Source organism: Candidatus Paceibacterota bacterium (assembly GCA_028711505.1).
Classification (GTDB): Bacteria; Patescibacteriota; Minisyncoccia; order JAHISW01; family Tagabacteraceae; genus JAQTSC01.
This window is the reverse complement of sequence record JAQTSC010000001.1, coordinates 16994-33322: the sequence shown is the minus strand read 5'-3', so window position 1 is coordinate 33322 and position 16329 is coordinate 16994. Positions and strand designations below refer to the sequence as shown.

Below are 16329 nucleotides of genomic sequence, written 5' to 3'. Positions count from 1 at the left end.
AAACCAAACAAAAAAACACAGATTATGATTTCAGTAAATAAAACAATCAAAATTCTTATCGCGTCAGATTCTTTTTTTGAAATGGCGGCCGGGTTTGTCACGCCGATTTTCGCGATATTTCTTATTGATTCAATAGAAGGAGGAAATATACAGCTTGCCGGAACCGCAGTCGCGATATACTGGATTGTAAAATCCATTTTCCGCGTTCCTTTGGCATATTTTCTGGACAAAAAAAGGGGCGAAAAAGACGATTATTATTCAATGGTTCTCGGTTTTAGCCTTTATGCCATCTGCACATTTCTTTTTCTTTTTGCGAAAACAAACTGGCATATTTATGCCATTCAAACAATGATGGGCATCGGAGGAGCCTTCGCTTACACCCCGTGGTACGGATTTTTTTCAAGACACATAGACAAAAACCAGGAAAACATGGAATGGAGCATCTCGGTCTCGATAACAGGCGCGGTTATAGCGCTTTCCGGATTTTTGGCGGGAGTTCTTGCGGAAAAATTCGGATTCCAGCCGATTTTCGTGATAAGCGGATTTATATATTTAATCGGAATTTTTCTCTTGTTCCTTTTTGACAAAAAAATCCGGAAAGGCCGGGTGATAAAAGCGGCGGAGCTGGAATCATAAAATCCATAACTGAAAAATTAAATTAAAAGAACCGGACAATTCCGGTTCTTTTAATTTAAAATGGAGCGGGCATTGGAAGGAGTCAAACCTCCATTCGCTGATTGGTGTCAGCAAACCCTATCAAGGCGCCCGCCCTTTTGTTCCAAAAAATCAGGACAAAAGGGCGAGGCTCGCCAAGGTCGGCCCGCATAATTTAAATATCAAGATTTTCAACAGTCTTGGCATGCGTCTGAATAAAAAGTTTTCTCGGAGCCACCTCCTCTCCCATCAAGATATCAAAAGTCCTATTCGCATCTTCGGCTTCATCAATAAAAACTTTTTTGAGCACGCGATTTTTCGGGTCCATCGTCGTTTCCCATAGTTGAGGAGGATTCATTTCTCCAAGGCCTTTATAGCGCTGGATAACTATCCCCGAATATCTTTTGTCCATTTCGGTTTCTTCTTCCTCGGCTGTCTCTTCTTTTGATTCTTCTTCCTCTTTTTCTTCCGCCTCGGCCTTTACCTCCGCTTTTTCTTTTCTGGTTTTCGCGATTTCCGCGACGTATTTATCTTTCTCGGCATCATCGTAAGCATATTTTATATTCTTCCCAAATTGAATTTTATAAAGCGGAGGCTGGGCAATATACAAGAATCCGCCTTCAATGATAGGCTTGAAATACCTGAAAAAAAGAGTCAAAAGAAGCGTCCTTATATGACTGCCGTCAACATCGGCATCTGTGGCAATTATTATTTTGTTATAGCGCAATTTCGCGATATTAAAATCATCGGCAATGGCAGTGCCCAAAGCGATGACAAGCGCTTTGACTTCTTTTGACGAAAGCATTTTGTCAAAACGCGCTCGCTCCACATTCATAATTTTACCGCGGAGAGGAAGTATCGCCTGAAATCTTCTGTCTCTTCCCTGTTTACACGAACCTCCGGCGGAATCTCCTTCAACAATAAACAGTTCGCTGTCTTCCGGGTCTTTTGAGGAACAATCGGCCAGTTTTCCGGGAAGCGTCAGTCCTTCAAGAGCGCCTTTTCTTAAAACGCTTTCTTTTGCCGCTTTTGCCGCTTTGCGGGCGCGCAAAGCCAAAAGAACTTTTTCAATCATCTGCCTTGCATCCTGAGGATTTTCTTCCAAAAATTCGGCGAAGGTTTCTCCAAAAACGCTCTCCGTGGAAGTGCGGGCCTCGGGATTTCCAAGTTTGGCTTTTGTCTGGCCTTCAAACTGCGGTTCTCTGATTTTTACCGAAAGGACAACCGTAAGCCCTTCGCGGACGTCATCTCCCAAAAAATTTCCGTCGGCGTCTTTTATGAATCCGTTTTTCCTGCCGTAATCGTTAAGCGTACGGGTCAGCGCGGTGCGAAATCCCGTAAGGTGCATTCCTCCCTCAGCCGTGTATATATTGTTGGCAAAACTCATTTCTCTGGGCTGAAGGTCATCGGTATACTGAAGAGCCATCTCAACTACCATTTCGTTTTCGGGAACGTCCCTGTGCGCGTAAAAAACAGAAGAATGCACCGGCTTCAAATCCCTGTTCAAATAAGACACGTATGATTTTATTCCTCCGTCAAAATAAAAAGAATATTCCTTAAAAAGATGAGAATCTTTTTCGCGCTGATCTTTAACCGTTAGCTTGAGACCTTTGACAAGATACGCTTGCTGCCGAAGATGGCTTAAAATATGTTTCCAATCGTAATCCGGCATATCGCCGGCTTTGTCTCCGAAAATTTCCGGGTCAGGTTCAAAAGTGACTGATGTTCCGGAACCTTCGCATTTGCCGGTTTTTTTAACTTTGTAAGAAGGTTTGCCTTTTTTATATTCCTGAACCCACAAATATCCGTCGCGGCAAACTTCCACTCTCAAATTTTTCGATAAAGCGTTTACCACGGAAACGCCGACTCCGTGAAGCCCGCCGGAAATCTTATACGATTCTCCCCCGAATTTTCCGCCGGCATGCAAAGTAGTAAGAACTGTTTCCAGAGCCGAAGTTTTTGTTTGTTTATGAATGTCCACAGGAATGCCTCTGCCATCGTCAACCACTCTTACCTGATGCCCGGGAAGCAAAACTACTTCTATATTTTTTGCGTATCCGCCCATCGCTTCATCGATGGAATTATCGGCGACTTCCCATATCAAATGGTGCAAGCCGTCTATGCCAGTCGAACCGATATACATTCCCGGCCTCTTTCTTACCGGCTCAAGCCCTTCAAGAACATAAATATCTTTCGCGGTATAATTGTTATTGCTGTTATTGTTATTTGCCATATTTTATTCTGTAGTTCCGACTTGACGTCGGACTTCCCAATTTTCATTCGACTCTAGCGCTTTAATTATTTTTTCCATTATTGCGTTCACTTCCTCATCTTTTAAAGTTTTATCAAAACTTTGAAATACCAAGCGAAAAGCCAGGCTTTTTTTGTCTTCGCCCGGCGGCGCATATTCATCGAACAAATCGGTGTCCATCAATAGTTCTCCTCCGGTATTTTCTATTTTATCCGCCACTTCTTCAATGTGAGCGTCTGACGGAACAAAAAGAGAAACGTCCCTTACGATAGCCGGATATCTGGAAAACGGTTTGTATTCAAAACCTTCTGTTTCAAATCCGGGATGTTTTTCAGGATTAATTCCTCTTTCTTTAGCGGCATCAATAATTAGTTTCAAATCAATCTCAAAAACCTGCTTCGCTTGGCGCGAGTCAAAACGGACATTTTCTTCCATGTAAATCTCCGCGTTATCGATAAATAATTTTTCGGCAATGCCTTTTAATTCAGCCTTGATGTCTATTTTCCCTTTTTTATCCGCTATCGCGATTGCGACATGCGTATCTTCACGGGGAGAAAAAACTTTGCCGATTTCAAATAATCTTACCGTTTCAAAATTTTTGAAATTTTCTTCAATATTCATCACTAACCTTGGGCGCAAAAATGTTTTTAAGTATTTTGTATATGGCGATTTGGGATTTTCAACTTCTATTTTGCCCTCTTTCCAAAACGAATAATTATAAACTTCGGAAAAACCGGCATCAGCCAAAATTCCCCGTATCCAATTTGAATAAGCATACTCTTCGTTTATCTCCGGTTTGATTTTTATTTCTTCGGGCAATTTAGCGGTAATATTTTCATAACCGTAAATTCTTCCGATCTCTTCAATCAAATCTTCTTTTATATTCATATCGGTTCTTTCGTTTGGCGGATAAACCGCAAGCACTCCTTCACCGGCTTCTTCAACTTTAAAACCTAATTTTTCCAAAATCGCGGACATCTTTTTTATTTCTATCTCAATGCCTAAAATTTTTGAAGTGTCTTTTTCATTTAAAATAATCCTTGTCTTTTCTGGCTTAACAGGACAAAAATCAATTGTGTTTGCGGCAACTTCGCCGCCGGCTATTTCCTGCACCAACCGCGCTATTTTATCCATAATCATTTCCGGCAAAAACAAAGAAAGTCCGTGCTCAAACCTGAGAGACGCGTCTGTCTTTAAATTTATCCGACGTGAAGTTTTTCTTATCGCCACAGGATTAAAAGTGGCCGCTTCTATGATTATATCTTTAGTGTCTTCTGTTATCTCCGCTTTTTTACCGCCCTTTATCCCGGCTATGGCAAGCGCTTCACCATCGCCATCGGCAATAACCAAATCCGCAAGGCTAACTTCAACCAGTTTACCGTCCAAAGTCATAATTTTTTCTTTTTCTTTGGCAGCTCTTACGACAATTTTTCTTTTGCCGATTTTCGCAAGATCAAAAGCATGCAATGGCTGCCCCGTTTCAAGCATAATATAATTAGCCGCGTCAACTATATTGTTTATGGATTTCTGGCCGGCGGATGATAACCTTTCTTGAAGCCATTCCGGAGACTGGCCGACTTTTACTCCCTTAACAAGTAAAGCGATATAGCGTGGACACAAGTCCGGTTTTTCAACTTCAAGAGCAACATAATCATTCGTATTAAGCTGTGAATTTGTTTTTGGCTTGCTTCCGGCAGCGCTTAAAGCAGTCTCGGTAAAAACGGATATTTCCCGGGCAATACCCAAGTGTGAAGCGCAGTCAGCAACACGATTCGGCAAAATACTTATGTCTAAAATGCAATCGCTTCCTTTCGCGGTCTGACGAGTTTCCACCCCCTCAACTTCAAAACTATGAAAAGTCAAAAGCTCAACCAGTTTTTCCGGCTCGGGTAGCGGTTTGTCAAAATAAGATTGTAGCCAATTATAAGAAAACTCCATGATCTAAAATTGCTTAAGAAACCTCATATCGCTACCATAAAACAATCTGATATCGTCAATTTTATATTTTATCATCGCGACACGGTCTATGCCGACGCCAAAAGCAAAACCCTGCCATTCATTTGGGTCAATTCCTACATTTTTCAATACTTGCGGATGTACCATCCCAGCGCCGGCAATTTCCAGCCACTTATTATCCAATTTCATATCAACTTCAACACTGGGCTCGGTAAAAGGGAAATAACTGGGACGAAAGCGAATATCAATTTCTTTTTTGTTAAACAATTTTTTAAAAAACTCTTCCAAAACTCCCTTTAGATTTGCCAAATTTATATCCTTGCCGATCATTAATCCTTCTAGCTGATAAAATTGTATTTCGTGGGTAGCGTCGGTCGCTTCATAACGATAAACTCTGCCGGGTACAACAATCTGAAAAGGCGGCTGATGTTTTTCCATATACCGGATTTGCATTGGCGAAGTATGGGTTCTCAAAAGCTGGCCATTCTTTAGCCAAAAAGTATCCCACATATCGCGCGCAGGGTGATCTTTGGGCACGTTAAGCGCGTCAAAATTATAATGTTCAGTTTCCACATCCGGACCCAAAACAACTTCAAAACCCAATGACTGAAAAATATCAGTCATCTGTCTCATAATAATAGATAAAGGGTGCAAATGCCCCTTATTTATAGCCCTTTTTCCTTTATTCATATCCGACAAATCCAATCTAAAAGATATCTAAATTTTACCGCAAAAAACAGACGGAAACAAGTGGATTATTCGCTAATTTTTGGCATAATTTGATTGATTTCCGCAAAAAAAGGCGGTCATTTTCAGACCGCCCCCACTGTTCAATTTCAAAAAAGTTTCTATAGAATTTCACGCCAGCAAACGTCTAGAACCTTGGGACTTAAAAAGTCTCATTCTGTGCGGGTAGGGAGAATCGAACTCCCGCCTGCTGCTTGGGAAGCAGCCATCCTGCCACTAAACTATACCCGCATTAAAATATCTTGAAAAAATCCAAAAAAACACTCCAAAAACTTTTCTCTTCGCTAACCTCTCCGTTTTCCTCCATTTGAATTCCCTGCTGATTATTGCCGTCAATAATTACGACATATTCCTCTTCGGGCTTTTTTACTTGAAATTTTTCCCTTAGTTCTTCTTCTATGCCAACGCCGCTTTCCATCCTGTTTATCGCCGCACTCATATTTTCCTTCTTTTTTTGAAGTTCTTCTATCTCACGGGATATCTCATCATTTCTCAACGAGGCATTTTGGCTTCTTTTATACATTTGAAAAACGGAAAAAGACAAAAAACCCAAAAGGCAAAAAAACACCGCGAAAGACACCCGGGAGAAAACAATATTCCTAAAATGCCGTCTTTGCTGAAACTCTCTCATCGTGTTATTCTTCTTTTAACGGCACCCCGTCAAATTTTAGGTCTTGGATTTTTAACAGGGCACATATCTTCATCATACAATAAAATATACCATGTTATTTTCAAAGAAAAACCAAAAAATCAGCAGAGCGATTTGGATGGTCATAAGCGTCGTTGCGGTACTCGCCATGGTGGCTTATCTATTTGTGCCGTTTCTGGCATAAAGGGACAAAACCAAATTCAAATGTCTAGCCATAATCATTTTGGCTGACGCCGCGCGACTCCGGCGGCCGCTTGCTCGTCCTCAACGCCTTCCTTGTCAAGAGTTCTGCTCATTGACAAGCCCAAGCTCGGCGTCTCCGGACGCAGCCAAACTGACCATGGCTAGATTTTTAAAAAACTAATTCTCGTTTTTAATCATCTTCAAAAAAACTTCGTGAGGCACGGAAACTTTGCCGAATTCTTTAAGCCGCTTCTTTCCTTTTTTTTGTTTCTGCCACAATTTCATTTTTCTTGTCCTGTCTCCTCCGTACAGATGAGCCGTAACATTCTTTTTTAAGGCCGTAATCGATTCAGCCGCTAAAATTCTGCCAAGCGCCCTTGCCTGAATTTTTATGACAAAAAGCTGGCGCGGCAAAACTTCTTTCAATTTTTTGGCAATTTTTTGCGCTTCCGACTGAACCCGGCTCCGTTTTACTATTCTTGAAAAAGCCGGAATTATTTCATCGTTTAGCAAAACATCCATTCGCACAACGTCCGCTTCTTTTTCGGAAACTACTTCATAACCGAAAGAAGCGTAGCCCGATGTGGCGCTTTTCATTTCTTCAAAAAAATTATCCATCATCTCGCGAAGAGGCATCTCCGCTTTAACCAAAAGTCTGGAACTGCCGAAATCTTCGGTGTATCCGATTACAGCATCTCTTCTGTTTAAAATCTGCATTACTTCATTTAGAAATTCATTCGGAGTTATGATGCTTATCGCCGCCCACGGCTCAAAAATTTTTATTATTTCATGGTGTTCGGGAAAAAGAGCCGGAGAATAAATTTCAACTGTTCCTCCTTTTTTCGTTTCAACTCTATAAACAACGCTCGGAGACGCGGTGACAAGCTGCTGGCCAAAATCGCGCCTAAGGCGCTCAACGACAATCTCAAGATGAAGAAGCCCCAAGAAACCGCAGCGAAAACCCCTGCCCAAAAGTCCGCTTTCTTCTTCACTAAAAGCAAAAGCGCTGTCTGAAAGTTTCAGCCGGGAAAGAGCCTGTTTCAACGATTCAAAACTATCCTGCGATTCGGGAAAAACACTTGCCCACACAACGGGAAAAGGCTGTTTGTACCCTTCCAGTGCCGGAAGCGAACCGAATTTTGAAAGCAAGGTATCGCCAACCCTGCCGATATTCGCTTCTTTTATATTGGTAACCACATACCCTATTTCTCCGTTTTTTAAACGCTCAACCGGTTTTTTTTCGGGCATAAAAATTCCCGTTTCCGCAACCTGAAAATTCACTCCCGCCTGCCTTAAAAAAACGGAATCTCCTTTTTTTATTTCTCCGTCAGTGGCGCGGATATACAAAATAACACCGCGATGCAAAGAATAATCAAAATCAAAAACAAGAGCGCGAAATGATTCTTCGCTCGCTGGAGGCGATGGAATTCTTTTAATTATTTCTTCCAAAAGCGCACTGACGCCCTCTCCGGTTTTCGCGGATATCTCTAAAATTTCTTTTTCATCGCAGTGTAAAACTTCAATTATTTCTTTTCTTGTTTCGGAAACCCTGGCATTAATACTGTCTATTTTGTTTATCACTGGAATAATGACGAGCCCTAAAGCTTTGGCCATTTCCAAATTGGTGACTGTCTGCGCTTGAACGCCCTGCGTGGCGTCCACCAAAAGCACGGCGCCCTCAACCGCTTTAAGCGAGCGGGAAACTTCGTAAGAAAAATCGACATGCCCCGGAGTGTCAATCAAGTTCATCTGATAATTGACGGCGGATACTTGATAATTCATTCGCACCGGTTGCATTTTTATGGTAATTCCTCTCTCCCTTTCAAGATCCATCTGGTCTAAAAATTGCTCGCGCATCTTTCTTTTTTCAATAGTGGCGGTCAATTCCAAAAAACGATCGGCTAAAGTGGACTTGCCGTGGTCTATGTGAGCGATTATGCAAAAATTTCTGATATTTTTTTGGTTTTCAGCCATTCATCTATTAGAGCAGAAAAACCGCCTTTTTTAAAGGCGGTTTTTCAAAAATAACAAATTCTAATAAAAGGGTCCTACATAGCGCGGTTCAAAATTGCCGGCCGGACCTATGCAATAATAATTTAAACTTTTGTCGCAAGCCGTATCTCCTGTCGCGAAAAAAGGAAATAAGAAATAACCTTCCAAGCTGTTATCGAAATACGCGCTGTCTTGATTTTCCAATTTCGCCCTTAAACGATAGTTATCGCCGTCCGGAGAAACCATATAACCATAACTTTGGGAAGGATATAGCGGGTCTTGAATCTCGGTATTGTAGTCGCCAAAAGGATCGGCCGGAGGAGGCATAGCAGATTCCGCCTTTCTGACCAAAAAACTTATGCCTTTCGGCGCTTGGGCCGATGAAGGATTATCGTAAAAATCCGCCGAGGAAATAAAACCAGCCGCTGCCAAATCATCAAGCATTACTCCCCAATTTAATTCCAGTTCCTGAGAAAAACGATAAGGATAAGTACCGTTTACGTCGTAGAAAAAAGCAAGCGCTTTTGAAACTTCTTTTAAATCCGCCACCCTTTTTGTATCATGAGATGTCCGCCTGGCGCTGCTTATTGAAGACAGCACCAAAGAAGAAATAATCCCCAAGATGGCAATAACGACCATCAATTCAATAAGCGTAAACCCCGTCTTTTTTTTGTGATTAAAAAACATATGATAAAAATCTATTCATGTATTTCTTCGGGTTCCGGCTTGATGACAAATTTTCTAAATACTCTGTTTTTAAAAGAAATGGTCAAATCATTGAGCTCTTTGTTTTTTAAAAGCCTCAAGAGGAAAAACCCGAAGAGAAACGCCAAAAGCCCCGATAAAAATCCCTGAGTAAAAATACCGAAAAAAGTATCAAGGTCAAAAAAATCATCAAAAATATTAAGTCCCAAATAGGCGACGCATGCCATGAAAAAAGCGTTCAAGACGATCTGCCAAATTCCCTCAAGCGCTTCGGAAATAGAGCCTATCTCTTTTTCAAAAGCCCAAAAAAGCAGGAAAAAATTCAAGACGCTTCCCAAAGAATAAGCCAAGGGCAGAGCCAAAAAAGCGGCGCCGGAAACATCTTCGACTCTTAAAACACCCGTCAAAAAAGAACGGAAAAAAACGCAAGAATGAAGCATCCATATAAAAATCGCGGCGAAAAAAATCGTGGCAACCGAAGAAAAAAGGTTCACAAGCAAAGGCACTTTATTTCTTTCAGCGGCATAAAACGCGCGCGAAAAAAGCAAAATAAGCCCTTGGGCGAAAAGCGAAAAAGAAAAAAGCGCCAATGCCGCGGCAGTAAGCCTGGTATCCGTCCAGCTGAAAGCGCCGGCCCCTAAAACAGACCTGACCACCTGCGCTCTCAAAACAATAAGCAAGGCCGAAAAAGGCAAAAGCCAAAAAAGGATATGGCGAAAAGACGCGACAACGGAAGAAAGAAATTTTCCGTTCTGCTTTTCAATAAAATTTCTCGCAAGAGCCGGAAAAGCCGCGACGCTATAACTTAAAGCGATTACCGTAAGCGGAATAGCCTGAAGATTTGAAGCAAGATTGAACATGGAGATGCTTCCGCTCGCCAGAAAAGAAGCGATGGCGGTCAGAACCAAAAGAACAATCTGGTTTAACGTGAGGCTAAGAGTGCGCGGAAAAGAATTCCAGATGACTTTCCAGACTTCGATCCAGCGTATATTAAAAGAAATTTTTGGCACGTAACCCAAGTTCACAAGAGAAGGCACTTGTATCAAAAAATGGAGCGCGGCGCCTATCACTACCCCCCAAACGACGCCGGCCATGCCGAATTTCGGATAGAGAATAATCAAACCTAAAATACTACCCGCGTTATACAAAACACCGCTTAAAGAATAAATGAAAAATCTGTTGAACGATTGGATAACTCCCGAAACAAGATTGGATAATCCAAGAAAAAGCGGAGAGAGAAGAAGAATGCGCGTGAATTGGATAAGCAGACGTTTTGATTCTTCGGAAAATCCCGGAGCGATTAAATCCGTCAAAAACGGAGCGGCAAAAAAACAAACGCCGGCCGAAAAAACCATAAACGCAAGAAAAACGGTAAAAATTTCGTTTATGAAATTATGTCCGCCTTCGGCGGATTTTTTCTTCTTTTCAATAAAAAAAGGAATAAGCGAAGTAAGAGAAACAAAAAACAAAGAGCCTACGTAGATAAAATCGGGAAGACGGAAGGCTGCATAATAAATATCAAGTTCGTTCCCCGCGCCGAAATTAGCGGCCAAGAGCCTGTCGCGAAAAATAGCCAAAACCTTCGCGCCGATAGACGCGAAGGCCAGAAGAAAAGCCGCTTGATGCAAGCCGTTTACTTCTTTATTCAGAAAATTGAAAAGACGCTGCATCATTTGTGTTCATAAACGCAAAAATTCATAAAAAATCTTCCGATTTCAAAACAATAGTTATTCTTCTTTCAAAGGAGGCTTCTCTCTTTCTTCCGGCGCAGGAGCAGGAGGAGAAACTTCCGATAAAGCCGGTTTGCCGGAGCGCAAATTTGATAAAATTGTTTTAACTTCTTCGTTATCGGGATTCAGTTCGCTTATTTTTTTAAATTGGGTTATCGCATCCTGAATTCTATCTGTTTTTTCATAAGACAAGCCCAAAAAGTACATGGCGTTCGCGTAATTAGGGCTAAGAGAAACCACTCTTTCCAAAGAGATGACGGCATTTTCATAATCCTTTTTCTGATACTGCAAAAGCCCCAGCTGGAAAAGAATGCCAACATCGTTCGGAGACGTAAGTAAAGCTGTTTGCGTTTGAGTTATCGCTTCGTCAATATTCCCTTCCTGAGCCGCGACGCGCGCGAGCAGATATAACGCCGGAGTATAATTCGCTTTAAGCCTTAAAGAAGAAGCCAAATATCCCCTTGCGGAACCAAAAGAACCTCCGGAATCAATTTCAACCTGAGCCAAAGCCAGAAACGGCTGAGGATCTGTCGGCGCTTTTTGCGCGGCTTTTTTGTAAGAATCAATGGCAAAATCTTTGGACCCCGGTATTTGAAAAGGCAAAATACTTCCATAAACCCTCCCAAGAGACATCCAGTTGGACGGATTTTCCGAATCTATATCAATGGCGGTTTGCGCGTTTTGTATCGCGGAAGCCAGGTTATTCTGAAACTGAATTCGCCCTTCTTCCGGTGTAAGCGCCTGATTGATAATCACGCCAAGTCTCGCAAGATTTATCTCGCTTAACGTTCTGTAATATCTGTCTTGGCTGTCAAACCTAGTGGCAACGGCAATCAACCTCTGCGCTTCATCCAAATCTCCGCTGGAATTAAAAACATTAACTCCTTTCCCGTAAGAGTAGATTGACCAATATTTCTGGTACAGAAGATAAAAAGAAGCGACGCCGGCGATAAGAAAAAGAACGACAAGCATGGCCGAAACAAAAGCGATGCTGCCGCCGTCGGCAAAAACGAATTTTTTCAAAACATTCTCCGAATTTCTGGCGAACATCGCCAAAAATAATCCCGTCACCAAAAAAGTCATCATTAAAATAACGGGTCCGGGAATATAGGTCAAACAAAAAACCCACAGATAGGCGGCGGCAAGAAAACAAATAAAAACGATCCTGCTGCCGCTGTCACCCATGGAATAATTCACAGACTTCAAGCCGTAATAAATAAACAAAACAAGAAAAACCGCCCAAGACAATATGCCCAAAATTCCTCCGGCTGCGGCAAAAGTAGGAATAAAACCGGTTGAATTTTGAAAGTTCAAATTCCAAAACATGGTCTGGTTGACATCAAGCGGCTTGAATTTTAACCAGTCGTAAGAAAAAGTGTTCGGACCCGAACCTAATATCAAATTTTTAACGCCGGACGACATGACGTCTTCGGAGACTTTCAGTGTCGCCGACCACGAAGGCCTTATTTCAATGTAAGAAAGGCCTACTTTGCTGACCACATCGCTCACAAGAGTAGTTCTGGCCAAAATGAGGAACAAACAAACTAAAAACAAAATTATCGGCAATGCCGCGAATCCTTTTTTCTGACGGAAAGATATCGAAAAAAGATAAACAAAAAGCGTCAAAAGAAAAACCGCCAAAACCACCCATGTCTGCCCGAAATTGACAAAGAAAAGAGAGATAAAAGAAAAGCCCAAAATCGCGTAAAGAAAACAAAACCATACCTTGCCGCTATTCATCCGCGCCATTTTGTCTTTAAAAAATTCCAAAAAGAGAACGGCTAAGAGCGCGGCAAAACCGGAGAACACGGAAAATTCGTTCCATGAACCAACAAGAGAGCTTGTTTTATCCGGTAAAACACCGAAAAAATCCATACCGGAAAAAAAACGTACAACTTGCGAAGCAAATACGATTACCGATGAAAAGACGAAAAGAAAAAGAAAGATTAAAGCGTCTTTTTCGGTCTTAAAAATAGAAGAGACCAAGAAAAGCGCCACTGAAGCGGCAAGGAGAAAAGAAAAAGTATTTATCTCTCCGCCGTATCCGAAAAAAGAGACGGAAAAAATTCCGGAAAAAAAAGATGACACAAGCGTTGCCGCGAGGACCCCGCAAAGCGCCAAAAAAAGAATATTTTTAGGGTAAATTATGGATCCCTCCTGTAAAACATGAATAAGATAAAAAACCGCCGAAACCAAAACCAAAGAGAAAATCAGGAGCGATTTTGATACGGACAAAGTAAAAACACCTGCGGATGAAAACCAAAAAGGCAGAAGAAACGCCAACGCCATAAGGGCGTACTTTGACACCGACTCCCATTTTACGGAAGTGAAAGAAAAAAAACTTTTTTCTTCCACGGAAACCGACGGCTCTGTATTAATTTGAGAAACAGCCGTGTCTTCTTGAGAAAGCACGCTGGTTTCTTCTTCATTTATTATTTTCTTTCTCATTTTTGCAATTTTTAGATATTAAAAGTTAAAGAATCGCCTTTAATTCCCTATTATTTCTAATAATATGCGAAAAAAAGAGGAAATCAAAATTAAACCAGGGGATAAATACTTAATTATCCTGCATTTACATAATCAAATAATCATGATAGAATAATAATGGTTCCGTGGCCGGATGACTGCCCCGACGTTACGTTGGGGAGGAAAGTCCGAACACTATCGAGTCCTTTGGACAGATAAAAAGGTACAGGCTAACCGCCTGCCGTGGCAACACGAGAGGTGCGAACAGAAACGTCCCGATTCGAAAGAATCGCGGAAAGCCCAATCACAAGCTAGTCGGCTTAATTCCGCCATAGTGATAAAAAAGCGGAAATGAAACGGCTAAATCCTTACCAGAGTGCAAGGCCGTATCTTTCGATAAACTCAAGATTAATCCTGAGCATGGTCGAAGGAAGTGCCGCTTGAGCCGCATAGTAATATGCGCGCCAGATAAATAGTCATACATCGCCGCAAGGCGAGGACAGAATTCGGCTTATAGGCCGCGGAACCATCAAAAAATTCGAGGATATTTCCCCGAATTTTTTGTGTTTAAGAAAAACTATCAAATATATAACTGTACGCGGTCGCTTACATCAATATATTTGTATCTACACAGAAGATAAAATTTCAAAATTTTCATCTTTTACCCAAACCGCCTGATTATCGTTCAGCATCAAAATTGGATTTTTGTTATCCGGCAAATGCTTAATCATATTTTCCGTACTTGGCAAAAATTCATGATTTTGGCAGTGCGGGATAATATAAAAATTAACCAAATCCAAACCAGAATAGTCCGAGGTTTCGAAAACGAATTTTTGCTCCTCTTCATCGTATTTTGAAAGCGATAAGTCTGAAGCCGCAATCATTGAACCGGCGCTGGTGCCGGTATAAATCATCTTCCCGTTTCTTATAAAATCGCGGATAATTTCAACTAGTTCCCTTTGCCGAAGCAAATTCAAAAGATACAACACGCTGCCGCCGCAAACATGAAAAATATCGGCGTTATTTAAAAATTTTTTAAGCTCTTCCTTGTCTAACTTTCTCAAATCAATCGGCTCAACATGGAAACCGGCTTTTTCAAAGGCCTTTTTGTCTAATTCAACCCAAAATTTATCGTCGTAAGTGTCAGCGGCATTCGCAACAAAAAGCACTTTTAACCCTCCCGGGTTTTTCCCCAGCTTTTTAAGAAAAATCTCCACTGTCTTGTCAAACGATGACGCAAGAAATAATTTCATAAATTTATTTTGCTAATTTCTCATATCCGAAATCAAATCCCTCCTAATTCTTTTGACAACTTCTGGAACTCCTCCATTTTGGAAGACAGGTTCGCCGTGTCGCCGCAGTTTTCGTAGCTGCAAACTTCTTCGGCTAACGCCTCAAGCCGCGTTTTTACCGATTCTTTTTTAAAGTCTTTTACGAGCTCCGTTATTTCATCGTCCAATTTATCCGAACCGGAATAATAAAGTTCCGCTTCAATCGCGATTCTGTTTTTAGAATTTTTATCAAACGATTCAAGCATTTTTTCCGCTTCTTTCATTACCTCTTCCGGGAAAAGCGTTTTGTCCTTTTTCCATAAAATAATTCCGCCAACTCTTTCCGCCAAAAGTTCCAGGCGCTTTTTTATCGGCTGAACCGGAAAATTTAGAGAAGTATCCTGCGAAGAACCCAGCCTTTTTTCAAGCCGTATTTTTTTGAAATCCTCATAAACCGAATCTTCGCGCGCTCCGATTCTTTTCGCGATTTCCGTAATCCAATGACTTTTTTCAACTTCGCTTTGCATGGAAACAACATAGGGCAAAATATTTTTTGCGGCTTCTATTTTATACTCCCGCCCGTCTCCGTATTTTTCTTTTAAAACATCGAGATAAAAATTTATAATGTGCGTGGACTCGCCAACCGCTTTAACCCAATTTTCCGGGTTTTCCAAAACCATGTCAGCAGGGTCCTTGCCTCCCGTTATCGCCACTGCCCTTACCTCAAATCCAGCAGACAAAGCCATATCAACGCTTCTTTTTGACGCTTTTATTCCGGCCTCGTCGCTGTCAAAAGCCATTACAAGTTTTTTCGTAAGACGGCCTAATGTCAAAAGATGATTTTCAGTCAATGCCGTCCCCGAAACGGCAACGGTATTTAAAACTCCGGCTTGCTGGGACATAATCACGTCCATCTGGCCTTCCACAAGAACGCAAAAATCTTTTTTCCCTATTTCGAGTTTGGCGCTGTCAAATCCGTATAAAATTTTTGACTTGTCGTATAAAATCGTCTGCGGAGTATTTATGTATTTAGCTTTTTCCGTCCCCTCCTTCGCCAAGGATACGGAGGGCGAAGCAAAAATTCTGCCAGAAAATCCGACAACTCTGCCGGAAAAATCTTTTAACGGAAACATAATCCGACCGCGAAAACGGTCATAATAATCGCTTACCGTTTTCTTGACAGCCATTCCGGTTTTTTCCATTTCAGAAACCGAATACCCTTTTTCTTTTAGAAAATTTAAAAGATGCCTCCAGCCGGTTTCTTCCGCCGGAGCGAATCCGATATTGAAATTTTTTATCGTCTCTTCCGAGAGCCCGCGTTTTCTAAGATAATTAAAAACATCCGGGTTCTGCAGTAGGCACCTTTTATAAAAATCACCCGCGTCGGACATAAGTTCCAAAAGCCGAGTTCTTTCGTTTCTTGCTTCCGGATTTTCGCGCGCCAAAACCACTCCCGCCCTGTCCGCCAAAATTTTAAGCGCCTCCACAAATTCAACGCCTTCTATTTGTTTTACAAATTCAAAAATATCGCCGCCCTTGTTGCATCCGAAACAATGCCATGTATCGCGCGACGGCGATACGAAAAAAGACGGGCTTTTTTCCGAATGAAACGGGCAAACGGCTTTGTAATTGGCTCCGGCTTTTATGAGCTTTACGTACGATCCGACGACATCCACCACGTTAAGCCGCTGTTTTATTTGTTCAACTGACGAACTCATTGGCTTC

12 protein-coding genes, 1 tRNA gene and 1 other RNA gene are annotated in these 16329 nt (G+C 41.6%); 3 read left to right on the top strand and 11 right to left on the bottom strand.

The window, feature by feature from the left end:
* Positions 1–24 precede the first annotated feature (24 nt).
* Complete coding sequence (locus PHC85_00135; GenBank protein ID MDD5032519.1) at positions 25–636, top strand: MFS transporter; 612 nt, start codon at positions 25–27, stop codon at positions 634–636.
* A gap of 193 nt (positions 637–829) precedes the next feature.
* On the opposite strand, the gene gyrB is transcribed toward PHC85_00135, so the two are convergent.
* From gyrB to PHC85_00110, 5 genes are all read right to left on the bottom strand, one after another.
* Positions 830–2887 (bottom strand): DNA topoisomerase (ATP-hydrolyzing) subunit B, encoded by a 2058-nt coding sequence (gene gyrB / locus PHC85_00130; GenBank protein MDD5032518.1) that lies wholly within the window; start codon positions 2885–2887, stop codon positions 830–832.
* A gap of 3 nt (positions 2888–2890) precedes the next feature.
* Positions 2891–4843 carry a phenylalanine--tRNA ligase subunit beta gene (pheT, locus tag PHC85_00125; GenBank protein MDD5032517.1) on the bottom strand — a complete coding sequence of 651 codons (1953 nt, stop codon included), beginning with the start codon at positions 4841–4843 and terminating at the stop codon, positions 2891–2893.
* A gap of 3 nt (positions 4844–4846) precedes the next feature.
* Positions 4847–5551, bottom strand: a complete 705-nt coding sequence (pheS, locus tag PHC85_00120; GenBank protein MDD5032516.1) for a phenylalanine--tRNA ligase subunit alpha — start codon at positions 5549–5551, stop codon at positions 4847–4849.
* 217 nt (positions 5552–5768) lie between these two features.
* Positions 5769–5839, bottom strand: a tRNA-Gly gene (locus tag PHC85_00115).
* A gap of 1 nt (position 5840) precedes the next feature.
* The gene (locus tag PHC85_00110; GenBank protein MDD5032515.1) at positions 5841–6131 is read right to left on the bottom strand and encodes a hypothetical protein; all 291 of its coding nucleotides are present in this window, start codon (positions 6129–6131) and stop codon (positions 5841–5843) included.
* Between PHC85_00110 and PHC85_00105 the strand changes: the two genes are divergently transcribed.
* Positions 6132–6488 (top strand): hypothetical protein, encoded by a 357-nt coding sequence (locus tag PHC85_00105; protein ID MDD5032514.1) that lies wholly within the window; start codon positions 6132–6134, stop codon positions 6486–6488.
* 129 nt (positions 6489–6617) lie between these two features.
* Here PHC85_00105 and lepA read toward each other — a convergent pair whose 3' ends face one another.
* The 4 genes from lepA to PHC85_00085 are packed head-to-tail and all read right to left on the bottom strand — an operon-like array spanning position 6618 to position 13315.
* On the bottom strand, positions 6618–8414 hold the full coding sequence (lepA, locus tag PHC85_00100; protein ID MDD5032513.1) for a translation elongation factor 4: 1797 nt from the start codon (positions 8412–8414) through the stop codon (positions 6618–6620).
* A gap of 60 nt (positions 8415–8474) precedes the next feature.
* Entirely contained in the window at positions 8475–9119 is a 645-nt protein-coding gene (locus PHC85_00095) for a prepilin-type N-terminal cleavage/methylation domain-containing protein (GenBank protein MDD5032512.1), read from the bottom strand.
* A gap of 11 nt (positions 9120–9130) precedes the next feature.
* Positions 9131–10810: a lipid II flippase MurJ gene (locus tag PHC85_00090; protein ID MDD5032511.1), complete on the bottom strand. Its 1680-nt coding sequence runs from the start codon at positions 10808–10810 to the stop codon at positions 9131–9133.
* 54 nt (positions 10811–10864) lie between these two features.
* A complete protein-coding gene (locus PHC85_00085) occupies positions 10865–13315 on the bottom strand; it encodes a tetratricopeptide repeat protein (GenBank protein ID MDD5032510.1) in 2451 nt (816 codons plus the stop codon).
* A 160-nt stretch (positions 13316–13475) separates the two neighbouring features.
* Between PHC85_00085 and rnpB the strand changes: the two genes are divergently transcribed.
* An RNA gene (rnpB, locus tag PHC85_00080) (RNase P RNA component class A) lies at positions 13476–13863 on the top strand.
* A 96-nt stretch (positions 13864–13959) separates the two neighbouring features.
* Here the strand turns inward: rnpB and PHC85_00075 are convergent.
* Positions 13960–14586: a Type 1 glutamine amidotransferase-like domain-containing protein gene (locus PHC85_00075; protein ID MDD5032509.1), complete on the bottom strand. Its 627-nt coding sequence runs from the start codon at positions 14584–14586 to the stop codon at positions 13960–13962.
* 32 nt (positions 14587–14618) lie between these two features.
* Complete coding sequence (gene dnaG / locus PHC85_00070; protein ID MDD5032508.1) at positions 14619–16322, bottom strand: DNA primase; 1704 nt, start codon at positions 16320–16322, stop codon at positions 14619–14621.
* Positions 16323–16329 lie beyond the last annotated feature (7 nt).